This is a genomic window from Amycolatopsis heterodermiae (assembly GCF_034929455.1).
In the GTDB taxonomy this organism is placed as follows: Bacteria; Actinomycetota; Actinomycetes; order Mycobacteriales; family Pseudonocardiaceae; genus Amycolatopsis; species Amycolatopsis heterodermiae.
The window spans coordinates 276104-301857 of record NZ_JAYFSI010000008.1; the positions used below are offsets into that span (position 1 = coordinate 276104).

At 74.2% G+C, this 25754-nt stretch carries 2 protein-coding genes; both read right to left on the minus strand.

Annotated features, from left to right (window positions below; genetic code table 11):
• Positions 1-46: 46 nt before the first annotated feature.
• Entirely contained in the window at positions 47-10387 is a 10341-nt protein-coding gene (locus VA596_RS31675; RefSeq protein ID WP_323331979.1) for a type I polyketide synthase, read from the minus strand.
• A gap of 16 nt (positions 10388-10403) precedes the next feature.
• Positions 10404-25754 (minus strand): SDR family NAD(P)-dependent oxidoreductase, encoded by a 15351-nt coding sequence (locus VA596_RS31680; protein ID WP_410171943.1) that lies wholly within the window; start codon positions 25752-25754, stop codon positions 10404-10406.

Below are 25754 nucleotides of genomic sequence, written 5' to 3' on the forward strand. Positions count from 1 at the left end.
TCGAAGTCTGTGTGTCGCCGGGCCCCAGCCCCGGCGTGCAAGGTGGTCATGAGATACCGAACTCCTTGCCGATGAAGTCGAAGATCTCGTCGTCCGAAGCCACTTCCAGGTCTTCGGCGACCGACTTCTCCTCTTCCGGCTCCGGTTCGTCCCAAGCGGAGGCCAGACCACGTAGCCGGCCGGCGATGCGGGCTCGGCCGGATTCGTCCGGCACCACCTGTGTCAGCGCGGCGCCTAGCCGGTCCAGTTCGGCCAGCAGGGCGGTGACCGCAGCCGTGCCGTCCGGGGCCAGGTCCGCCGCGAGACGGGCGGTCAGGTCGACCGGGGTCGGGTGGTCGAACACCAGCGTCGCGGGCATCCGCAGCCCGGTGACCACGGCCAGCCGGTTGCGCAGCTCGACCGCCGTCAGCGAGTCGAACCCCAGCTCCTTGAACGCGCGGTCCGGTTCGACCAGGCCGGCGTCGGCGTGCCCGAGCACCGCGGCGACCTGCCCGCGGACCAGGTCCAGCAGGATCCGCTCGCGATCTTCGGGCGACGCCGTCGACAGCCGTGCGGCCAACGCGCCGGCTCCCGCCGAAACCTCGGCGCCACGCCGCGCCGGGGCCCGGACGAGGCCCCGCAGCAGCGCGGGCACCTCGCCCTGGGCGCGGGCCGCGGCGAGGTCGAGCCGCACCGGCACGAGCGCCGCGGCACCGGTCGCGACCGCGGTGTCGAACAGCGCCAGACCCTCCTCTGTGGACAGTGCCGCGACGCCGCCCCGGTTCATGCGCCGGACGTCGGCGCCGCCGGCCATGCCGTCGTCCCACAAGCCCCAGGCCAGCGACGTCGCCGGGAGCCCCCGGGCGCGCCGGTGTGCGGCCAGCGCGTCCAGGAAGGTGTTGGCGGCGGCGTAGTTCCCCTGGCCCGCGTTGCCGAACACGCCGGCCGCGGACGAGAACAGGACGAACGCGTCGAGATCACCGGTCAGCTCGTGCAGGTTGACCGCGGCGTCGACCTTCGGCCGCAGCACCGTGCCGACCCGCTCGGGGGTCAGCGCCGACAGCACGCCGTCGTCGAGGACGCCGGCCGCGTGTACGACGGCAGTCACCGGGTGCTCCGCCAGCACCGCGGCCAGCGCGTCGCGATCGGCGACGTCGCAGGCCAGCATCCGCACGTCGGCGCCCAATCCCCGCAGCTCCGCCGCCAGTTCCGGATCCTCGCCACGACGGCTGAGCAGCAGCAGGTCCCGGACGTCGTGCGCGGTGACCAGGTGCCGCGCGAGCACCCGGCCGAGCGCGCCGGTCGCGCCGGTGAGCAGCACCCGGCCACCCGGCCGGAACCGCAGCTCGGCCTCCGGCCGCGGCACCCGCGCCAGCCGCGGCGCGAAGACGTCCCCGGCGCGCACGGCCAGCTGCGGTTCGTCGGTGGCCAGGGCCCCGGCCAGGGCTTTCGCGGACTCGACGTCGTCGTCGAGGTCGGCCAGCCGGAACCGGCCGGGCTCTTCGGACTGCGCGGTGCGGAGGAGACCCCAGACCGCGGCGGCGGCCGGGTCCGGCACGGTGTCACCCTCGGCCGCGGCGACCGCGCCCCGGGTGAGCAGCACCAGCTGGGTCGCGGCGAACCGCTCGTCCGCGAGGACCGCCTGGACCACGGCCAGCGCGAACCCGGTGGTCTCGTGCGCGGCCGCGGCGGTGAGCCCGCCGATGACCGGCACGATCAGCGTGTCCGGCGCCGGGCCCTCGTCGTCGAGGACGTCGACGAAGTTCTCGTAGGCCACCGCGCCGATCGCCTCGGCCGCGGCCGGGTCGGCGGTGAGCAGCGCGACCTGCCGGACGCCGTGGGCCACCGGGGCAACCGGCTGCCAGCCGATCCGGAACAGCGACTCGACGTTCCCCCCGGACGGCAGCGCCAGCGGCCGCACCACCAGCGATTCGACCCGGGCGACCGGCGTGCCGGCGTGGTCGGTGACGTCGAGCGCGATCGCGTCGGCGCCGGCCGGGCGCAGCCGGACCCGCAGGGCCGTGGCGCCGGTGGCGTACAGGGAGACGCCGGACCAGGAGAACGGCAGGCGCGGCCCGCCGTCGCCCCCGGTCTTCGTGCTCCCCCGCGACATGGCGTGCAGTGCGGCGTCGAGCAGCGCCGGGTGCAGGCCGAACGCCGTCGCCTCGGCCTCGTCGGGCAGGGCGACCTCGGCGTAGACGTCCTCGCCGTCCCGCCAGATCGCCCGCAGGCCCTGGAACGCCGGCCCGTAGTCGAACCCGGCCAGCGCAAGGTCGTCGTAGATCCCCTCCACCGCAACCGATTCGGCGTCGGCGGGTGGCCACTCGGTGAGCATCTCCGGGACGGCTGCACCACTCGCGAGGGCGCCGGTGGCGTGGACGGTCCACGGCTCGCCGTCCCCGGTGCGCGAGTGCAGCGTGAGTTCTCGGACCCCGGACTCCCCGGGTGCCCCGACAGAAAGCTGCAGCTGAACCGCCCCCTGCTCGGGCAGGACCAGCGGCGCGGCGAGCGTCAGCTCCTCGACGCGATCGCAGCCGACCTGGTCACCGGCCCGCAGCGCGAGTTCGACGAACGCGGTGCCGGGCAGCAGCACAGTGCCACCGACAGCGTGGTCGGCCAGCCACGGATGGGTCCGGCGCGACAGCAACCCGGTGAACACGACGGCGTCGTCACCGGCCAGGTCGACGCTCGCCCCGAGCAGCGGATGCCCGGCGGCGCCGAGGCCCGCGGAAGCGACGTCACCGACCATCGCCGGCGGGTGCAGCCAGAACCATTCCCGCTGGAAGGCGTAGGTCGGCAGGGCAACCCGCCGCGCTCCGGTCCCGGCGAACACCTGAACCCAGCCCGGCGCGCCACCCGCGGCGATCGCGCCACTCGCGGCACCCGGCGTATCGCCCACAGCGAGCGTGGCGCCAGCGGCGATCGCGGCGCCGAGGGCGGTGACCGCCGCGGTGACCTCCGGGCGTCCCTTGCGCAGCGCCGGAACAGCCGTCGCATCGACGGTGTCCTGGGCCATCGCGGACAGCACGCCGTCCGGACCCAGCTCCACGAACGTCGTGACCCCGGCCGCCTCCAGCGTCCGCACGCCGTCCACGAACCGCACGGCCTCATGCACGTGCCGCACCCAGTAGTCCGCGTCGAACTCCGTGATCAGCGAGCCGGTCACGTTCGAGACGATCGGGATAACCGACTTACCGTAAGACAGAGACTCCGCGACACCGCGGAACTCCTCCAGCATCGGATCCATCAAGGGCGAGTGGAACGCGTGACTCACCGTCAGCCGCTTGGTCTTGCGATCCGCGAAGTGGGCGACCACGTCCAGCACCGCGGACTCGTCACCGGAGATGACCGTCGACGACGGGCCGTTCAGCGCAGCGATGGTCACACGGTCCGACAGATATCCCGAAACCTCGTCCTCGCTCGCCTGCAGAGCCACCATCGCCCCACCGGCAGGAAGGGCCTGCATCAGACGGCCCCTAGCCGCGACCAGCGTCACCGCATCAGCCAGCGACAGCACCCCACCGACGTGCGCGGCGACGATCTCACCGATCGAGTGCCCAGCCAGGTGCCCCGGCTTGACACCCCAGCTCTCGAACAGCCGGAACAGCGCCACCTCGAGCGCAAACAATGCGGCCTGGGTGTAGTCGGTCCGATCAAGGAGCGAGTTCTCTTCGAACAGAACCGTCTTAAGAGGAGTGTCCAAAGTGAACTCGGCACACACCGAATCCAGAGCAGCAGCGAACACCGGAAACGCGTCGTACAGCTCACGCCCCATGCCCGACCGCTGGCTGCCCTGCCCCGTGAACAGGAACGCCAGGCCACCCGCGGTCGTACCGGCCGAGACGGCATCCAAAGCGTCCAGCAGCGCCCCGGGCTCCTCGGCAGTCAGCACCACGCGACGCTCGTGCAGCGTCCGCGTCGTGGCCTGCGAAAACGCGACGTCGGCGACCCGGAAGTCCCTGCCCGCCAAGTGGTCGCGCAACCGCCGCGCCTGCGAGCGCAGCGCCGCATCGGTACGGCCGGAAACAACCACCGGCACCGCACGATCCACGCCCGGCACGACGCCCGAAGCCGCAGCAGGCGCCTGCTCGATGATCGTGTGCGCGTTGGTCCCGCTGAAGCCGAACGACGACACCGCCGCCCGCCTCGGCCGGTCGACCGACGGCCACGCCCGCTGCTCGGTCAGCAGCGAGACCGCGCCGGCCGACCAGTCGACGTGCGGGGTCGGCTCGCCGACGTGCAGCGTCCGCGGCACCATGCCGTGCCGCATTGCCTCGACAACCTTGATGATCCCGGCGACCCCGGCCGCGGCCTGTGTGTGCCCGAGGTTCGACTTGACCGAGCCCAGCAGCAGCGGCTCACCGGCGCGCTCGGCGCCGTAGGTGGCCAGCAGCGCCTGGGCTTCGATCGGGTCGCCCAGCGACGTCCCGGTGCCGTGCGCCTCGACGACGTCGACGTCCGAAGTGGACAGACCGGCGTCGGCGAGGGCCTGGCGAATCACGCGTTGCTGCGAGGGGCCGTTTGGCGCGGTCAGGCCGTTGGACGCGCCGTCTTGGTTGATCGCACTACCCCGGACCACCGCGAGCACCTCGTGGCCGTTGCGCCGCGCGTCCGAAAGCCGCTCCAGCAGCAGGACACCGGCGCCCTCGGCCCAGCCCGTGCCGTCCGCGTCGGCGGAGAAAGCCTTGCAGCGGCCGTCGGAGGCGAGCCCGCGCTGACGGCTGAACTCGACGAACGCGCCCGGCGTCGCCATCACCGTCACGCCGCCGGCCAGCGCCATCGTGCACTCGCCGGAGCGCAGGGCCTGCGCGGCCAGATGGACGGCGACCAAAGAGGACGAACACGCCGTGTCGACCGTGACGGCGGGACCTTCCAGACCGAGCACATAGGACACCCGGCCGGACGCGACGCTGCCCGACCCGCCGGTGCCCAGGTAGCCCTCGACGCCCGGCGGAACCGCGGGCAGCCGGGACAGGTAGTCGTGGTACATCACCCCGGCGAACACGCCGGTTTTGCTGCCGCGCAACGAAGTCGGGTCGATCCCGGCCCGCTCGACGGCCTCCCACGACGTCTCCAGCAGCAACCGCTGCTGCGGGTCCATCGCGATGGCCTCACGCGGCGAGATGCCGAAGAACGCCGGGTCGAACTCACCCGCGTCGTAGACGAACCCGCCCTCGGAGGCGTGGCTGCTGCCCTCGCGGTCCGGGTCGCCGCCGAAGAGCCCGGAGACGTCCCAGCCGCGGTCGTCCGGGAACGCCGAGATCGCGTCCCGGCCCTCGCGCACCAGGTCCCAGAGGTCTTCCGGGCTGCGCACGCCGCCGGGGTAGCGGCAGGCGGCCGCGACGATCGCGATCGGCTCGTCGACGCCGGTCTTCGCGGTGACCGCCTCGGCCTCGGCGACCTCGCCGAGCAGGTCGGTCCGCAGCTGCCCGGCCAGCGCGGCCGGGGTCGGGTAGTCGAAGATCAGCGTCGCCGGCAGCCGCAGCCCGGTGGCCGCGCCCAGCCGGTTGCGCAGTTCGACCGCGGTCAGCGAGTCGAACCCCAGGTCACCGAAGGTGCGGCTGACGTCGACGTCCTCGGCGGCCGCGTGCCCGAGCACCGCGGCGATCTGCGTGCGCAGCGTCGCCAGAACCAGCTCGGAACGGTCGGCCTCGGGCGTGGCCGCGAGCTTGCGCGCCAGCGGTGAGCCGGTCTGCCCGGCCGCCGCCGTCCGCCGGGTCGTCGTGCGGATCAGCCCGCGCAGCAGCGGCGGAACGTCCCCGCCGGCCCGGATGCCGGCCAGGTCCAGCCGGATCGGCACGACCAGGGCCCGCCCGGCGTCCGCGTCGAGCAGCGCCAGTCCGTCCTCCGTGGACAGCGCGGCGACCCCGCCGCGGCCCAGCCGTCCGACGTCGGCGCCGTCGATCATGCCGTCGTCCCACAGGCCCCAGGCCAGCGACGTCGCCGCCAGCCCCTGGGCGCGCCGGTGGGCCGCGAGGGCGTCGAGGAAAGCGTTTGCGGCGGCGTAGTTGCCCTGGCCGGCGTTGCCGAACACCCCGGCGGCCGAGGAGAACAGCACGAACGCGTCGAGGTCCTCGGTCAGCTCGTGCAGGTTGAGGGCCGCGTCGGCCTTCGGGCGCAGCACGGCGTCGAGGCGGTCGGCCGTCAGCGTCGACAGCACGCCGTCGTCGAGGACCCCGGCGGCGTGCACGACCGCGGTCACCGGGTGCTCGGCCAGCAACGTGGCCAGTGCGGCACGGTCGGCGACGTCGCAGGCCGCCACGGTCACCTCGGCGCCCAGCTCACGCAGCTCAGCCACCAGTTCGGACGCGCCGGGCGCGTCCGGTCCGCGACGGCTGGTCAGCAGCAGCCGCCCGACCCCGTGGGTCGTGACGAGGTGCCGCGCGACCGCGCTGCCGAGCGCGCCGGTGGCCCCGGTGACCAGCACCGTCCCGTCGGGCCGGAGCCCGGCGAACGTCCCGCCGGACGCGCTCACGCGGGTCAGCCGCGGCGCGAGCACGCGGCCGTCGCGCACCGCGACATACGGCTCACCAGCGGAAACGGCGATGTTCAGCGCGACCGAGCCGTCGGTGTCGACGAGCGCGACGCGGCCCGGGTGCTCGGCCTGCGCCGACCGGACGAGCCCGCCGGCGGCTGCCCCGGCGAGGTCGGTGACGTCCTCGCCGGGCAGCACCGCGGCGCCGCGGGTGAGCACGACCAGCGACGTCTCGTCGAAGCGCGCGTCGGTGAGCAGGGTCTGCAGCAGCGCCAGCGCGAGGTGCCCGCGCTCGTGAACGTCGCCGGTGAGGTTCAGCACCAGGACGTCCGGCGCCGCCTCGAGATCTTCGTCCAGCTCCAGGAAGTCGTCGTAGCGCTCGACGTCCAGCCCGGCGTCCGGGCCCAGCAGCGCCCAGCGGCCGTCGACGGTCGTCTCGGCGGGCACCGGCACCCAGTCGACACCGAACAGCGCGTCGGTGCCGCGTTCGACACTCGCCAGCGGGCGCAGGGCCAGGGACGACACGGTCGCCACCGGCGCACCCGCGCCGTCGGCGACGGTCAGCGAGACACCATCCACAGTGGACGACAGCCGGACGCGCAGCTCGGTCGCGCCGGTGGCGTGCAGCGCGACGCCGGACCAGGCGAACGGCAGGTGCGCGCGGCCCGGCTCGACGAAGGAACCGAGCCCGATGGCGTGCAGCGCGGCGTCGAGCAGCGCGGGGTGCAGGGCGAACCCGGCGGCCGCGCGCTCGTCGGGCAGCGCGACCTCGGCGTAGACGTCCTCGCCGCGGCGCCAGGCCGCGCGCAGGCCCTGGAACAACGGCCCGTAACCGAATCCGGCCTCGGCCAGCGCCGCGTAGTGACCGGACAGGTCGATCGCGTCACCGGCCGGGGGCCACTCCCCCAGCGGCTCGGCCGGGATCTCCGCCGCGGACAGGGTTCCCTCGGCGTGCTGGGTCCACGGCTCGTCGGCGAGCGCGCTCTCGAGTCGCGAGTGGACGGTCAGCGGGTACCGGCCCTGCTCGTCCGCGGCACCGACCCAGACCTGCACGTGGACGGCGTCGCGCTCGGGCAGCACCAGCGGCGCGTGCAGCGTCAGCTCCTCGACGCTCCGCGCGCCGACCTGGTCACCGGCCCGCACCGCGAGCTCGACGAACGCGGTCCCGGGCAGCAGCACGGTGCCGCCGACGGCGTGCTCGGCCAGCCACGGGTGGCTGTCCAGCGCGAGCCGGCCGGTGAGCAGCAGGCCACCGGCGGCCCCGGCGACGCCGACCGCGGCGCCGAGCAGCGGGTGGTCGGCCGGGCCGAGGCCGAACCCGCTCGCCGAGCCGGTGAAGGTCCGCGCCGGGTACAGCCAGAAGTGCTCCTTCTGGAAGCGGTAGGTGGGCAGGTCGACCCGCGCGTGGTCGCCGGGCAGCAGCCGCGTCCAGCCGACGGGTGCGCCGTTCGCCCAGGCCAGGCCGAGTGCGGCCACGGCGGTCTCGGGCTCGGGACGTCCGGCGCGCAAGACGGGCAGCGCCTGAACGCCTTCGACGGACTGGGAAGTGAGCGCGGACAGGACGCCGTCCGGGCCCAGCTCGACGAACGTGCGGGCGCCGGCCTCGTGCGCGGCGGTCACGGCGTCGGCGAACCGGACGGTTTCGCGGACGTTCCGCACCCAGTAGCCGGGGTCGGCCAGCTGTGCACCAAGTTCCACTGTGGACACCACGGGAATCCGCGGTTCGCTGTAAGTCAGCGACTCCGCGATCGCGCGGAACTCCGCCAGCATCGGGTCCATCAGCGGCGAGTGGAACGCGTGGCTCACGGTGAGCCGCTTGGTCTTGCGCTCGGTGAAGTGCGCGACGACCGCGAGCACCGCGTCCTCGTCACCCGAGAGCACCGTCGACGTCGGACCGTTCACAGCGGCGATCGCCACCCGATCCGTCAGGTGCGGGAGAACCTCGGCCTCGGACGCCTGGACGGCCACCATCGCGCCGCCCTCGGGCAGCGCCTGCATCAGCCGACCGCGCGCCGCGACGAGCTTGGCGGCGTCGTCGAGCGAGAGCACCCCGGCGACGTGCGCGGCGGCGATCTCCCCGATCGAATGCCCGATCACGACGTCGGGTCGCAGGCCCCAGTGCTCGACCAGCCGGAACAGCGCCACCTCGACGGCGAACAGCGCGGCCTGGGTGTACCGGGTCTGGTCCAGTCGGCCGTCGTCGCCGAACACCACGTCGTGATCCAGCTCGAGGCGCTCGCAGACAGTGTCGAACGCGGCCGCGAACTCCGGGTACGCGGCGTACAGCTCGCGCCCCATGCCGATCCGCTGGCTGCCCTGCCCGGTGAACAGGAAGGCCAGTTTCCCTTCTCCGGCACCACCCGTGACGGTGGTGTCGCCGACCAGCACCGCGCGCTGCTCGTGCGCGGCCCGTCCGGTCGCCAGCGCGTGGGCGACGTCGGCGGGGTCGGCCGTCAGCTCGCGGATCGCCTCGACCTGCGCGTCCAGGGCTTCCGGGGAACGCGCCGAGACGATCCGCGGCACCGCCGGGACGTCCACTCGCGACAGTGCGGCGGGCTCTTCCGCCGGGGCCTGCTCGATGATGGTGTGCGCGTTGGTGCCGCTGAACCCGAACGACGACACCGCCGCCCGCCGCGGCCGGTCGACCGACGGCCACGCGCGCCGCTTGGTGAGCAGCTCGACCTCCCCGGCCGACCAGTCGATGTGCGGCGACGGCTCACCGACGTGCAGCGTCTGGGGCAGCACCCCGTGGCGGATGGCCTGGACCATTTTGATCACGCCGCCGACACCGGCCGCGGCCTGCGCGTGCCCGATGTTGGACTTGAACGACCCCAGCCACAGCGGCTCGCCGGTGCGCTCGGCGCCGTAGGTCGCCAGCAGCGCCTGGGCCTCGATCGGGTCACCGAGCTTGGTGCCGGTGCCGTGCGCTTCGACGGCGTCGATGTCCGTCGTGGACAGTCGCGCGTCCGCCAGCGCCTGGCGGATCACGCGCTGCTGCGACGGGCCGTTGGGCGCGGTCAGGCCACTGCTGGCGCCGTCGGAGTTGACCGCGCTGCCCCGGATCACCGCGAGCACCGGGTGCCCGTTGCGGCGGGCGTCGGAAAGCCGTTCCAGCAGCAGCATCCCGGCGCCCTCGGCCCAGCCGGTGCCGTCCGCGTCGGCGGAGAACGCCTTGCAGCGGCCGTCGGCGGCCAGGCCGCGCTGGCGGCTGAAGTCGATGAACGCGGCCGGCGTGGACATCACCGTCACGCCGCCGGCGAGCGCCATCGTGCACTCCTCACGGCGCAGCGCCTGGCACGCCCAGTGCATCGCGACCAAAGAGGACGAACACGCCGTGTCGACGGTGACCGCCGGGCCCTCCAGCCCGAAGGTGAACGACACGCGGCCCGAGGCGACACTGCCCGAGCTGCCGGTGCCGAGGTACCCCTCGACACCCTCGGGCACCGCCGGCAGCCGCGACGCGTAGTCGTGGTACATCACGCCCGCGAACACGCCGGTTCGGCTGCCGCGCAACGAAACCGGGTCGATTCCGGCCCTCTCGAACGCCTCCCACGACGTCTCCAGCAGCAACCGCTGCTGCGGATCCATGGCCAGCGCTTCACGCGGGCTGATCCCGAAGAACGCCGGGTCGAACTCGGCCGCGTCGTGCAGGAACCCGCCCTCGGCCGAGTACGACGTGCCGGGGTGGTCGGGGTCCGGGTGGTACAGCTTCTCGACGTCCCAGCCGCGGTCGCGCGGGAACGGCGTCACACCGTCCACACCGGACTCGACGAGCCGCCAGAGGTCTTCCGGGCTCGTGATCCCGCCCGGGTACCGGCAGCTCATCGCGACGATCGCGATCGGCTCGGCCTCGACCTCCTGCAGCCGCTGCCGGGTCTGGGCCAGGTCGGCGGTCACCCGCTTGAGGTAATCGCGGAGCTTCTCTTCGTTCACCATGGCTGTGTCCCGTTCAGATGCCGAGTTGGTTGTCGATGAAGTCGAAGATCTCGTCGTCGCTGGCCGAACCGAGCCTCGAGACCGATTCGTCCACTCCGGACGCCGCCGGGGCGCACCGGCCGAGCAGTGCTTGCAGCCGGGCGGTGAGCCCGGCCCGGTCGCCGTCGTCCAGTCCGGCCAGTGCGTCCCCGAGTGCCGTCTCCAGACGGCCCAGCTCGGCGAACACCGGCGCCGGGCCGGCCGAGTCCGCAGCGCCCAGCTCCCCGGCCAGGTGCGCGGCGAGGACGTCCGGGCTCGGGTGGTCGAACAGCAGCGTCGCGGGCAGGCGCAGGCCGGTCGCGGTGCCGATCCGGTTGCGCAGTTCCAGCGCGGTCAGCGAGTCGAACCCCTGCTCGAGGAACCCGCGGCCGGGGACGATCGCCTCCGGTCCGCTGTGCCCGAGCACGGCCGCGGCCTGCGAACGCACCAGATCCAGCAACAGCGTGACGCGCTCCGCACCGTCCACTCCGGACAGTGCGGCGAGCACCGCGGCCGCCGGGTCCGCCTCGGCCGCCGCGCGGCGGGCCGGCGCCCGGACCAGGCCGCGCAGGACCGCGGGCACCCCGTGCGTCGCCGCGCGGGCCTGGACCAGCCCGGTGTCGAGCCGCATCGGCACGAACGCCGGTTCCCCGGACGCCAGCGCGGCGTCGAACAGCGCCAGGCCTTCGTCCTCGGTCAGCGCGGCCACGCCGCCGCGGGACATGCGCTTGACGTCGGCGTCGGCGCCCATGCCGCCGCCTTCGGTCGCCCACAGGCCCCAGGCCAGCGACGTCGCCGGAAGGCCGTGGGCCCGCCGGTGGGCGGCCAGCGCGTCGAGGAAAGCGTTTGCCGCCGCGTAGTTCGCCTGGCCGGCGTTGCCCATCGTGCCCGCCGCGGAGGAGAACAGGACGAACGCGTCGACGTCCCCGGCCAGTTCGTGCAGGTTCAGCGCCGCGTCGACCTTCGGCCGCAGCACGACGTCGAGGCGATCGGGGTCGAGCCCGGCGAACGTGCAGTCGTCGAGGACACCGGCGGTGTGCACGACCGCGGTCAGCTCGACCCCGGTGAGCAGGGCCGCCACGGCGTCGCGGTCGGCGACGTCGCAGGCCGCGAACCGCACCTCGGCACCCAGCTCCCGCAGCTCGTCGCCGAGCCCGGTGTCGGTGCCGCGGCGGCTGACCAGCAGAAGGTTCCGCACGCCGTACGCGGTGACCAGGTGCCGGGCGAACAGCCCGCCCAGCGCGCCGGTGGCCCCGGTGACCAGCACCGTCTTGGCCGGGTCGAGGGACGCGAGACCTTCGGTCGGCTCGGCACGCGCCAGCCGCGGCGCGCTCGCAACGCCCCGGCGGAACATCAGCTGCGGCTCGCCGGTGGCCAGCGCGGCGGGCAGGGCGCGCAGCGACGCGTCCTGGTCGTCGGCGTCCACCAGCACCAGGCGGTCCGGGTACTCCGACTGCGCGGACCGCAGCAGGCCCCAGACCGCGGCGTTCGCGAGATCCTCGACGTCCGGGCCGGCCGCGTGCCGGGTCCGGAACACGATCTTGGTGTCCAGCAACCGGTCGTCGGCCAGGGCGGCCTGGGCCTGGGCCAGCGCGCGGAAGACGGCCAGCCGCACCGCGCCGGCGTCGGCCGGGCCCGCCTCGCACGGCAGGAGCAGGACGTCCGGAGCGACCTCGTCGTCGGTGAAGGAGAGGAAGTCCTCGTACTCGCGGACTTCGACGCCGGTGGCCCGCAGGGCGTCCGCCAGCGCCGGGTCTTCGCCGGCGATCGCCCAGGTGCCGGGCTGCTGCGCGGCCAGCGGGACGCCGGACCAGCCGAGCTGGAACAGCGAACCCGAGCGGGCCGGGGCGAGCCGTCCGGCCGGGCGGAGCACCAGGGCGTCGATCGTGGCGACCGGGGCGCCGGTGGCGTCCGCGATGTCCAGCCGGACCGCGTCCTGGCCCGCGCCGCTCAGCCGCACGCGCAGCCGGGACGCCCCGGTGGCGTGCAGCCCGACCCCGGTGAAGGAGAACGGCAGGCGGCCGGTGCCGGTGTCCTCGACCAGCGTGCCGAGCCCGACCGCATGGAGCGCGGCGTCGAGCAGCGCCGGGTGCAGCCCGAACCCGGTGGTCTCCTCGGCGAGTTCGACTTCGGCGTACACCTCGCCGTCGCGCCGCCACGCGGCCCGCAGGCCCTGGAACGCCGGGCCGTACCCGAATCCGGCGCCGGCCAGTGCCTCGTACCAGCCGTCGAGGGGCACCTGTTCGGCCTCCGGCGGCCAGGACACGAGGTCCGCGGCGGCCGGTCCCGGCTCGGGGGTGAGGGTCCCGGCCGCGTGTCGCGTCCAGGGGTCCTCGGTGTTCTCCGGTCGCGAGTGGACGGTCACCGGGCGTCGGCCGGACGCGTCCGGCGCGCCGACGCCGACCTGCACCGCGACCCCGCCCTGCTCGGGCAGGACCAGCGGCGTCTCCAGGGTCAGCTCCTCGATCCGCGGGCAGCCGGCCTGGTCGCCGGCCCGCAGCGCGAGCTCGACGAAGGCAGTGCCCGGCAGCAGGATCACGCCCTGGACGGCGTGGTCCGCGAGCCACGGGTGGGTCCGCGTGGACAGCACGCCGGTCGCGACGAGGCCTTCGCCCCCGGCCAGCCCGACGGTCGCGCCGAGCAGCGGGTGGCCGCCCGGGGCGAGACCGAACGCACTCGCGTCCCCCGGCCTCGGCGCACCCGCCGACGGCCAGAAGCTCTGCCGCTGGAAGGCGTACGTCGGCAGCGGGACCGGCCGGGTCGTCGCCGGGCCGAACGGCCGGGTGACGTGCCCGCGCACCTGGAGGGTGCCCAGCGCGGTGACCGCGGCGAGCGGCTCCGGACGTCCCGAGCGCAGCGCGCTCACGAAGGTGCCGGTGGCGCTCTCCTGGGCCAGCGCGGTCAGGACGGCGTCCGGTCCCAGCTCGAGGAACGTCGTGACGCCCTGAGCAGTCAGCTCGCGCACCCCGTCGGTGAACCGGACGGCCGCGCGGACGTGGGTGACCCAGTGCTCCGCGTCGAACCCGGTCACCAGCTCACCGGTCACGTTCGAGACGATCGGGACAACCGGCTGACCGTAGGACAGAGATTCCGCTACACCGCGGAACTCGTCGAGCATCGGGGCCATCAGCGGCGAGTGGAAGGCATGGCTCACGACCAGCCGCTTGGTCTTGCGGTCCGCGAACTTCTCGGCCACGGCCAGCACGGCGTCCTCGTCGCCCGAGATGACCGTGGAGGCCGGGCCGTTCAGCGCGGCGATGGTCACCCGGTCCGACAGGTATCCCGAAACCTCGTCCTCGGTCGCCTGGATCGCCACCATCGCGCCGCCTTCGGGCAGCGCCTGCATCAGGCGTCCGCGGGCGGCCACCAGCTTCACCGCGTCCGCCAGCGAGAGCACCCCCGCCACGTGGGCGGCCGCGATCTCGCCGACGGAGTGGCCGAGCAGATGGCCCGGTCGCAGGCCCCACGACTCGAACAGCCGGTACAGCGCGACTTCCAGCGCGAACAGCGCGGGCTGAGTGTACTCGGTGCGGTCGAGCGCTTCCGCGTCCTCGAAGACGACCGTCCGCAGTGGACCGTCGAACTCCGCGCACACGGCGTCCAGCGCGGCCGCGAACACCGGGTAGGTCTCGTACAGCTCGCGGCCCATCTCGGCCCGCTGGCTGCCCTGCCCGGTGAAGAGCACGGCCAGTCCGCCGGTCGTCACCTCACCCTCCACAACGGACGGTGCGTGCTCCCCGCGGGCCAGCACGCCCAGCCCGGCGCGGAAGCCGTCGCGGTCGTCGGCGACGACGGCCGCGCGGTGGTCGAACGACGCCCGCGTGTCCGCCAGGGCTCGGCCGATCTCGGCGAGGCTTAGCTCCGGGTGGGCGTCGAGGTGGGCGCGCAGTCGCTGCGCCTGGTCACGCAGGGCCTGCGGCTCGCGGGCCGAGAGCACCCACGGGTGCGGCCCGGCGGCGTCCGCGACCGGCGGTTCCGCCGCGGCCGGGACCTGCTCGATGATCGTGTGGGCGTTGGTGCCGCTGAACCCGAACGACGACACCGCCGCTCGCCGCGGCCGGTCCACCGACGGCCACGCGCGTTGCTCGGTGAGCAGCTCGACGGCGCCGGCCGACCAGTCGATGTGCGGCGACGGCTCGTCGACGTGCAGGGTCTTCGGCAGCACGCCGTGGCGGATGGCCTGGACCATCTTGATCACGCCGCCCACCCCGGCCGCCGACTGGCTGTGCCCGATGTTGGACTTCAACGAGCCCAGCCACAGCGGCTCACCGGTGCGCTCGGCGCCGTAGGTCGCGAGCAGGGCCTGCGCCTCGATCGGGTCGCCGAGCACCGTGCCGGTGCCGTGCCCCTCGACGGCGTCCACATCGGACGGTGTGAGCCGCGCGTTGGCCAGTGCCTGCCGGATGACCCGCTGCTGCGAGGGACCGTTCGGCGCGGTCAGGCCGTTGGACGCGCCGTCGGAGTTGACCGCGGTGCCGCGGACGACCGCGAGCACCGGGTGGCCGTTGCGCCGCGCGTCGGAAAGCCTTTCCAGCAACAGCATTCCGGCGCCTTCGGACCAGCCGGTGCCGTCCGCCGCGGCGGCGAACGCCTTGCAGCGGCCGTCCTCGGCCAGGCCCTGCTGGCGGCTGAAGTCGATGAACGCGGCCGGGGTCGACATCACCGCGACCCCGCCGGCCAGCGCCAGCTCGCACTCACCCTGCCGCAGCGCCTGCGCCGCGAGGTGCAGCGCCACCAGCGAAGACGAGCAGGCCGTGTCCACGGTGACCGCCGGTCCCTCAAGCCCGAGGGTGTAAGCGACGCGACCGGACGCGACACTGCCGGACGTCCCGGTGCCCAGGTACCCCTCGGCCCCGGCCGGAACGGTGTGCAGCAGCGCGGAATAGTCGTTGTACATCACGCCGGCGAACACGCCGGTGCGGCTGCCGCGGGCCGCGTGCGGGTTGATGCCCGCCCGCTCGAACGCCTCCCAGGACGTCTCGAGCAGCAGCCGCTGCTGCGGGTCCATGGTCAGCGCCTCGCGCGGGCTGATCCCGAAGAACCCCGGGTCGAACTGGTCGGCGTCGTGCAGGAACCCGCCGTGGCGGGTGTAGCTCGTGCCGGCCTGGCCGCGGTCCTCGGCGTAGAGCGAGGCGAGGTCCCAGCCGCGGTTGGCGGGGAACTCCGAGACGGCGTCGCCGCCGGTCTCGACCAGGCGCCACAGCTCCTCCGGCGACCGGACGCCGCCGGGGTACCGGCAGGCCATGGCCACGATCGCGATCGGTTCGTTCACATGGGACGCCGCGGCGACGACCGTCTCCCGCTCCTGCGTGCCGAGCAGCTCGGCGGCGAGGAAGCCGGCCAGGACCTCCGGGGTCGGGTAGTCGAAGACGAGCGTCGCGGGCAGCCGCAGCCCGGTGGCCGCGTTGAGCCGGTTGCGCAGCTCGATCGCGGTCAGCGAGTCGAACCCGAGTTCGGTGAACGCGGTGCGCGCGCCGATCGCGTCCGGCGTCGTGTGGCCGAGCACCCCGGCGACCTCCGCGCGGACGACGTCGAGCACCAGCGCGTCGCGGTCCTCGGCCGCGGCCAGCCGCGCCGCGAGCGAACCGGGCTCGGCCACGGCGGCGGCACGACGGGCGGGGGCCCGCATGAGGCCGCGCAGCAGGGGTTGCACCGTCCCGCTCGCCGCGGCCTGCGTCCGGAGCACGTCCAGCACCAGCCGGACGGGCACCAGCTGGGCCTGGTCGGCCGCCAGACCGGCGTCGAACAGGCGCAGACCGTCCTCGGTGGACAGTGCGGCGACCCCGGACGACTCCATCCGGCGCAGGTCGGCCTCGTCGAGGGTGCCGCCCATGCCGCCGGTCTCGGCCCACAGGCCCCAGGCCAGCGACGTCGCGGGTTCGCCCAGCTCACGGCGGTGCGCGGCGAGGGCGTCGAGGTAGCTGTTGGCCGCGGCGTAGGCCGCTTGGCCCGCGCCGCCGAACACCCCGGCGGCCGAGGAGAACAGCACGAACGCGTCGAGGTCTTCGGTCAGCTCGTGCAGGTTGAGGGCCGCGTCCGCCTTCGGGCGCAGCACCGCGGCGAGCCGCTCGGGGGTGAGCGAGCCGAGGACGCCGTCGTCGAGAACACCGGCGGTGTGCACGACGGCGGTCACCGGGTGCTCGGCCAGCAGCGCCGCGAGGGCGTCGCGGTCGGCGACGTCGCAGGCCGCGAAGGTGACCTCGGCGCCCAGCTCCCGCAGTTCGGCGCCCAGTCCGGTGTCGGCACCGCGGCGGCTGACGAGCAGCAGGTTCCGCACGCCGTGCGCGGTGACCAGGTGCCGGGCGCACAGCGAACCGAGCGCGCCGGTGCCGCCGGTGACCAGGACGGTCCCGTCGGGCCGGAACGTCACCGGCGTCCCCGTGGTCTCCACGGCCAAGCGCGGCGCGAGCACCTTGCCCGCGCGGATCGCCGTCTGCGGCTCGCCGCTGCCGGCGGCCGCGAGGATCCGGGTGACGTCGGCGTCACCGGCGTCGACCAGGGTGAACCGGCCCGGGTTCTCGGTCTGGGCGGTGCGGATCAGTCCGATCGACGCGGCCGCGCCGAGGTCGGTGATCCGGTCGTCCGGCCCGGCGGCGACCGCGCCGCGGGTGACCACGACGAGCGCGGACTCCGCGAACCGGTCGTCGGCCAGCCATTGCTGGGCGAGTTCCAGGGTTCGGTCCACTTCGGACACCTCAACCACGACGGCCGGGGGCACCTCGCTCAGCTCGGCGAGGTCGGTCACCACGGCGTAAGCCGCCGGGTCCGGCTCGGCACCGGGAGCGACGGCCGTCCAGTCCACTTTGTACAGCGGCAGCCGGTCCCCGGCGAGCTGCGCGGCCTGGACTGGGCGCAGCACCAGGGAGTCCACGCTCAGCACCGGCTGCCCGGCGGGGTCGGTCGCCTCGATCGAGACGGCGCCGGTGCCCGCTGCGGCCAGCCGCACCCGCAGCGCGGACGCACCGGTGGCGTGCAGCGAGACCCCGGACCAGGAGAACGGCAGCCTCGCACCACCATCGGCGTCGAGCGCACCAAGACCGATGCCGTGCAGGGCAGCGTCGAGAAGGGCCGGGTGCGCCCCGAAGCGCGACGACTCGACGTCGGCGTCGAGCGCGACCTCGGCGAACACCTCACCGCCGCGCCGCCAGGCGGCCCGCAGGCCCTGGAACACCGGGCCGTAACCGAGACCGGTGGCGTAGAGCGCGTCGTAAAGCCCGGTGACGTCGAGGGGCTCGGCACCAGCGGGCGGCCACGCCGCATCGGACACTCGCGCCGCGGTCTCCGGAACCAAGGTGCCGCTCGCGTTGCGGACCCACGGCTCGCCGCCGATGCGCGAGTGGACGGCCAGCGACCGGCGGTCACCGAGGGTGGCGCCGAGGGTCAGCTGCACCGTGACCTCGCCGTCCGCGGGCAGGACGATCGGCTGCTGCAGGGTCAGCTCTTCGATCCGGGCGCAGCCGAGGTCGGCGCCGGCCCGCAACGCCAGCTCGACCAGCGCGGTGCCCGGCAGCACGATCGCGCCGTGCACCTGGTGCTCGGCCAGCCACGGCTGGGCGGCCACGGACAGCCGTCCGGTGAACAGCACACTGTCCACTTCGGCCAGTTCGACGGCCGCGCCGAGCAGCGGGTGCCCGGTCGCAACCAGGCCGGCGGCCGCGACATCGGCCGCGCTGACCGGGGCGTGCAGCCAGAACCAGCTGCGCTCGAAGGCGTAGGTGGGCAGGTCGACACGACGAGCACCGCCGAACAGCGCGGCCCAGTCGACGGGGGCGCCGGTCGCGTGGGCCACGCCGAGCGCGGCCACCGCGGTGTGCGCCTCGGGACGGCCCTTGCGCAGCGCCGGAACGAACGTCGCGTCGGGAACGATCTCCTGTCCCAGCGCCGACAACACGCCGTCCGGACCCAGCTCGACGAACGTCGTGACACCCCGGGCCGCGGCCGCGCGGACGCCGTCGAGGAACCGCACGGCCTCACGCACGTGCCGCACCCAGTAGTCCGCGTCGAACTCGGTGACCAGCTGCCCGGAGACATTCGAGACGATCGGGATGACCGACTTACCGTAAGACAGGGACTCCGCTACACCGCGGAACTCCTCGAGCATCGGGTCCATCAACGGTGAGTGGAACGCGTGGCTCACGACCAGCCGCTTCGTCTTGCGATCCGAGAACTTCGCCGCGACGGCCAGCACCGCGTCTTCGTCACCGGAGATGACCGTCGATGACGGGCCGTTGAGCGCGGCAATGGTCACACGGTCGGACAGATATCCCGAAACCTCGTCTTCAGTCGCCTGCAGAGCCGCCATCGCCCCACCCGACGGCAGCGCCTGCATCAGCCGTCCCCGCGCCGACACCAGCTTCACCGCGTCCGCCAGCGACAGCACACCCGCGACGTGCGCAGCGGCCAGCTCGCCGATCGAGTGACCGACCAAGACGTCCGGCCGCAGGCCCCACGACTCGTACAGCCGGAACAGCGCCACTTCCAGCGCGAACAGCGCCGCCTGCGTGTACTGGGTCTGGTCGACGTCGCCGTCGAGATCCAGACCGGCGGCGATCTCGTCGAACGCCGCCGCGAACACCGGATAGGCCGCGTACAGCTCCCGGCCCATCCCGGCCCGCTGGCTGCCCTGCCCGGTGAACAGGAACCCCAGCCCACCACCGGCCACGGCACCGGACTCGCCGCGTGCGACGGCTTCCAGCCCGGCACGCAGCTCGGCGACGTCCGCGCCGGTCACGACCGCGCGGTGCGCGAAGCGGACCCGCCCGGTCGCCAGCGAGAACCCGACGTCAGTGGGGTTCTCCTCGCCCAGGAAGTCCACAAGCGACTCGGCCTGCCCGCGCAGGGCCTCCGGCGTCTTGGCCGAAAGCACCCACGGCACCACGGGCATCGACACCGGCGGGGCGAGCGCCGGCTCCGGGTACTGCTCGATGATCGTGTGCGCGTTGGTCCCGCTGACCCCGAACGACGACACCGCCGCGCGCCGCGGCCGGCCCGTCTCGGGCCACGGCCGCTGCTCGGTGAGCAGCTCCACCGCGCCGGACGCCCAGTCCACGTGCGGCGTCGGCTCGTCGACGTGCAGCGTGCGCGGCAGGATGCCGTGGCGCATCGCCATGACGACCTTGATGATCCCGCCGACCCCCGCCGCGGCCTGCGTGTGCCCGACGTTCGACTTGAACGACCCGAGCCACAGCGGCTCGCCGGTGCGCTCGGCGCCGTAGGTCGCGAGCAGCGCCTGCGCCTCGATCGGGTCACCCAATGTGGTGCCCGTGCCGTGCGCCTCGACGACGTCCACATCGGACGGTGCGAGCCGCGCTTCGGCCAGCGCCTGCCGGATCACGGTCTGCTGCGCGGGCCCGCTCGGCGCGGTGAGGCCGTTGGACGCGCCGTCGGAGTTCAGCGCCGAGCCGCGGACCACGGCGAGCACCGGGTGCCCGTTGCGGCGCGCGTCGGACAGCTTCTCCAGCAGCAGCATGCCCGCGCCCTCGGACCAGCCGGTGCCGTCCGCCGCGGCGGCGAACGACTTGCACCGGCCGTCGAACGAGAGCCCGCGCTGCTTGCTGAACTCGACGAACGCCCCCGGCGTCGACATCACCGTGACGCCGCCGGCCAGCGCCAGCTCGCACTCACCCGAGCGCAAAGCCTTGGCCGCCCAGTGCAACGCGACCAGCGAGGACGAGCAAGCAGTGTCCACAGTGACCGCCGGACCTTCGAGCCCGAAGGTGTAGGCGACGCGGCCGGACGCGATGCTGCTGGACCCGCCGGTGCCGAGGTAACCCTCGACGCCGGGCGGGATCGAGTGCAGCCGCGAGGCGTAGTCGTGGTACATCACGCCGGCGAACACGCCGGTCCGCGTGCCGCGCACGGATTCCGCCGGGATCCCGGCGCGCTCGAACGCCTCCCAGGAAGTCTCCAGCAGCAGCCGCTGCTGCGGGTCCATCGCCAGGGCCTCACGCGGGCTGATCCCGAAGAACGCCGGGTCGAACTCCCCCGCGTTGTGGAGGAAACCGCCTTCCCGGACGTAGGACGTGCCGGCGGAATCCGGGTCGACGTCGTGCAGCGCGTCGAGGTTCCAGCCGCGGTCGGCGGGGAACGGCGAGATGCCGTCGCCGCCGTCGAGCACCAGCCGCCACAGGTCTTCCGGGCTCGCGATGCCGCCGGGGTACCGGCAGCTCATCGCGACGATCGCGATCGGCTCGTCGCTGCCGGACGTCGTCACCGCGACGCGGGCGCGGCTCGGGCCGCCGGACAGTTCGGTGCCGAGGTAGCCGGCGACCTTGGCCGGGTTCGGGTGGTCGAACACGAGGGTGGCGGGCAGCCGCAGGCCGGTCGCGGCGGCGATGCGGTTGCGCAGGTCGACGGCGGTGAGCGAGTCGAACCCGAGGTCCTTGAACGCCCGGCCCGGCTCGATCTCGCCCGCGTCGGCGTGCCCGAGGGCCAGTGCGACCTGCGTCCGGACCAGGTCCAGCAGCGCGGTTTCCCGGTCGGCCGGGGACAGCTCGGCGATCCGCGAACCCAGCATCGAGGCGGCCGCGGCGGTGTCCACCACGCGGCGGACGGGCACCCCGGCCAGCCCGCGCATGATCGGCGCGAGCGCACCGGTGGACGCCTCGGCCCGCAGCGCGGCGGGATCGATCCGCATCGGCACGAGGACGGCGTCTGATGTGGACAGAGCCGTGTCGAACAGTTCGGTGCCCTGCTCGGCGGAAAGCGCCAGCACGCCGGCGCGGTTCATCCGGGCGCGGTCGGCGTCGTCCAGCGACGCGGCCATGCTGCCGCCCGCCGCCCACAGGCCCCAGGCCAGCGACGTCGCGGGGAGGCCCTGGGCGCGGCGGTGCGCGGCGAGGGCGTCGAGGAAGGTGTTGGCGGCCGCGTAGTTGGCCTGTCCGGCGCTGCCGGTGATGCCGGAGGCGGACGAGAACAGGACGAACGCGCGCAGGTCGGCGTCCGCGGTCAGCTCGTGCAGGTTCAGCGCGGCGGCGGCCTTCGGGCGGGCCACCGTCGCGAGCCGCTCCGGGGTGAGCGCGGAGATGACGCCGTCGTCGAGCACTCCGGCGGTGTGCACGACCGCGGTCAGCGGGTGCGCGGCCGGGATCTCGGCCAGCACCGCGGCGAGGGCGTCGCGGTCGGCGACGTCGCAGGCGGCGAAGGTGACGCGGTCCCCCAGCTCGGCGGCCAGCTCGGCCGCGCCGTCGGCGTCGGCGCCGCGGCGGCTGACCAGCAGCAGGTGCCGGGCGCCGTGGCGCTCGGCGAGGTGCCGGGCGAACAGCTTGCCCAGCGCGCCGGTGCCGCCGGTGATCAGGACCGTGCCGTCCGGGTCCACTGTGGACGCCGGGTTCTCGTCGCGAGCGACTCGCGCCAGACGCGGGGCGAGCACGCCGCCGTCGCGGACCGCGGTCTGCGGCTCGCCGGTGGCGGCCGCCGCGACCAGGTCGCCGATGCCCGCGGCCGCGTCCAGGTCGACCAGGAAGAACCGGCCGGGGTTCTCCGACTGGGCGGACCGCACCAGGCCCCAGACCGGTGCCGCGGCCAGGTCGGTCACGCCCGCGTTGCCAACCGGCACCGCGCCTCGCGTGGCCACGACCAGCGCGGACTCGTCGAACCGCGCGTCGGTGAGGAACTCCTGGAGCACGGATAGGGCCCGCTCCGCCGCGCCGTCCCCGGCGAACCCGGCGACGACCACCTCCGGCACGTCGTCACCCAGCTCGACAGCGCCGCCGAGCCCCAGCTCGTCCGGGCCCATGAGGACGTACTCGTGCCGGGCCGGGGTGGCGGGGACGGCGGTCCAGTCGACGCGGAACAGGCTGTCGTGCCCCCGGGTCCGGGCGGCGGCGATCTGCTCGGCCGACACCGGCCGCAGCACCAGGGACCCGATCGAAGCGACCGGGCGCCCGTCGGCGTCGGCCAGGGTGAGTGTGATGGCGTCGGTCCCGGCCCGGCTCAGTCGGACCCGCAGCGCGGACGCGCCGGTGGCGTGCAGCCGGACACCGGTCCACGCGAACGGGAGACTGCCGCCGCCGGTCTCGGTGAGGAAGCGGCCCAGCCCGACCGCGTGCAGGGCGCTGTCGAGCAACGCCGGGTGCAGCCCGAACGGCGCGGCGGCCGTGCCGGCAGGCAGCGCGACCTCGGCGAACACGTCGTCGCCGCGCCGCCAAGCCGTCTTCAGGCCGCGAAAGACTGGCCCGTACCCGAAGCCGCGCTCGGCGGTGCGGTCGTAGAAACCGGTCAGGTCGACCGGCTCCGCGTCGGCCGGAGGCCACTCGACGAGTCCGTCCTGAGTGGACTCCGACGCAGTCGCCAGAGTGCCGGAAGCGTGGAGGGTCCAGGGCTCGTCGTCGAGTCGTGAGTGGACGGTCAGGCTGCGGCGCCCGTCGTGATCCGGCGCGCCGAGCGCGAGCTGGACGGCGACGCCGCCGGTCTCGGGCAGCACCAGCGGGGCCTGCAGGGTCAGCTCTTCGAGGTGGTCGCAGCCGGCCTGGTCCCCGGCGCGGACGGCCAGCTCGACGAACGCGGTCCCGGGCAGCACGGCCGAACCGGACACCCGGTGCTCGGCCAGCCACGGGTGCGAACGCAGGGAAAGCCGTCCGGTGAAGAGGAATCCGTCACCATCGGCCAGCCCGACGGCGGCCCCGAGCAGCGGGTGCTCGACAGCGTTCAGTCCGGCGGAGGTGAGGTCGCCGGGGCCGGAGGTGGCGAGTTCGGGCCAGTAGACGGACCGCTGGAACGGGTAGGTGGGCAGCTCGACGCGGCGGCCCTCGGGCAGCAGCGCGGCCCAGTCCGGCACCGGCCCGCGTACGTGGACCTCGGCGAGCGCGGTCAGCAGGGTGCGCTCCTCCGGCCGGTCCGCGCGCAGCACGGCGCTGAAGGAGCCGTCGGCACAGTCCGCGCCCATCGCCGACAGCACGGCGTCCGGCCCCAGCTCGAGGAACGTGTCGACCTCGTTCGCGCGCAGGGTGCGGATGCCGTCGAGGAACCGGACGGCCTCGCGGACGTGGCGGACCCAGTAGTTCGCGTCGAACGACGTGACCAGCTCACCGGTGACGTTCGAGACGATCGGGACAACCGGCGGACCGTAGGACAGCGACTCGGCGACCCCGCGGAACTCGTCGAGCATCGGGTCCATCAGCGGCGAGTGGAACGCGTGGCTCACGGTGAGCCGTTTGGTCTTGCGGTCGGCGAACTGCGCCGCGACCGCCAGCACCGCGTCCTCGTCACCCGAGACGACGGTCGAGTTCGGGCCGTTCAGCGCGGCGACGGCCACCCGGTCCGAGAGGTGGGGCGTGATCTCGTCCTCGGTCGCCTGGATCGCCACCATCGCGCCGCCGGTCGGCAGCGCCTGCATGAGACGGCCCCGCGCGACCACCAGCTCGGCGGCGTCGGCCAGGGACAGCACCCCGGCCACGTGCGCGGCCGCCAGCTCGCCGACCGAGTGGCCGAGCAGGAACCGCGGCTGCAACCCCAGGTAGGTGACGAGACGGAAGAGTGCGACCTCGACGGCGAACAGCGCCGGCTGGGTGTAGCGCGTCTGGTCCAGCAGCTCGGGGTCGTCCAGGACGGTCGCCAGCGGACGGTCGAGGTGGACGTCCAGCGCGGCGCTGACCTCGTCGAACGCGGCCGCGTACACCGGCTGGGTCCGGTACAGCTCGGCACCCGCCCCGACGCGCTGGCTGCCCTGGCCGGTGAACAGGAAGGCCAGCTTGCCGTCGGACGCCGTGCCGCGGACCTGGCCGGGACGCTCGGTGCCCGACGCCAGCGCGGACAGTGCGTCGGCGAACCCGGCGCGGTCCGCCTCGACGAGCACGGCCCGGTGCTCGTGCACGGTCCGCGTGACGGCCAGCGAGTGGCCGAGATCGTCGAGGCGGACGCCGGTGTCGAGCTGTCCGCGCAGGGACGCGGCGAGTTCGCGCAGAGCCGCGGCACTGCGCGCGGACAGCACCCACGGGCGCAGCGTCGGTTCTTCCTCAAGCCGTGCATCCGGCAAAGGAACCGGAGGCGCCTGCTCCAGCACGACGTGCGCGTTGGTCCCGCTCATCCCGAACGACGAGACCGCCGCCCGGCGCGGCGCCCCGGTCTCCGGCCACGGCCGCGCCTCGGTGAGCAGCTCGACCTCACCCGCCGTCCAGTCCACTTTGGACGAAGGCGCGTCGACGTGCAGCGTCTTCGGCAGCAGGCCGTGTTGCATCGCCTGCACCATCTTGATCACGCCGGCGATACCCGACGCGGACTGCGTGTGCCCGATGTTGGCCTTGAGCGAGCCGAGCCACAGCGGCCGTCCCGCGGGCCGGTTCCGGCCGTAGGTGGCCAGCAGCGCCTGCGCCTCGATCGGGTCACCCAGCGCGGTGCCGGTGCCGTGCGCCTCGACGGCGTCCACATCGGACAACGCGAGCCCGGCGGACGTCACGGCCTGCCGGATCACGCGCTGCTGCGCGGGGCCGTTGGGCGCGGTCAGGCCGTTGGACGCGCCGTCGGAGTTGACGGCCGAGCCGCGGACGACCGCGAGCACCGGGTGCCCGTTGCGCTGGGCGTCGGACAGCCTTTCCAGCAGCAGAACACCGACGCCCTCACCCCAGTTGGTGCCGTCGGCGGCCTCGGCGAACGCCTTGCAGCGGCCGTCGACGGCCAGCCCGCGCTGGCGGGAGAACTCGACGAACGCGCCCGGCGTCGACATCACCGCGACACCGCTCGCCATCGCCAGGCCGCACTCGCCGTTGCGCAGGGCCTGCACGGCCAGGTGCAGCGAGACGAGACCGGACGAACAGGCGGTGTCCACCGTGACCGCCGGCCCTTCCAGGCCGAGGGTGTAGGCGATCCGGCCGGAGACGACGCTGGCCGCGTTGCCGGTGCCGAGGTGGCCTTCCATGCCGTCGCGGGCGAGCAGCAGGAGGGTGGCGTAGTCCTGCATGTTGGTGCCCGCGAACACGCCGGTCTTGCTGCCGCGCAACGACTTCGGGTCGATCCCGGCGCGTTCGAGGACCTCCCAGGACGTCTCCAGCAGCAGCCGCTGCTGCGGGTCCATGGCGAGGGCCTCACGCGGGCTGATGCCGAAGAACGCCGGGTCGAACTCGGTGGCGCGGTCCAGGAAACCGCCCTCGCGGACGTAGCTGGTGCCCTGGTGGTCGGGGTCCTCGTCGTAGATCGCGTCGAGGTCCCAGCCGCGGTCGGCGGGGAACGACGTGATCGCGTCGGCCTCGTCGACGGCGAGCTGCCACAACGCCTCGGGTGTGTCGGCGCCGCCGGCGTACCGGCAGCTCATCGCGACGACGGCGATCGGCTCGGTGTCGGTCGATTCGGCCGCGGCCAGGCGCTGCCGGGTCTCGTGGAGATCCGCGGTGACCTTCTTGAGGTAGGTCAC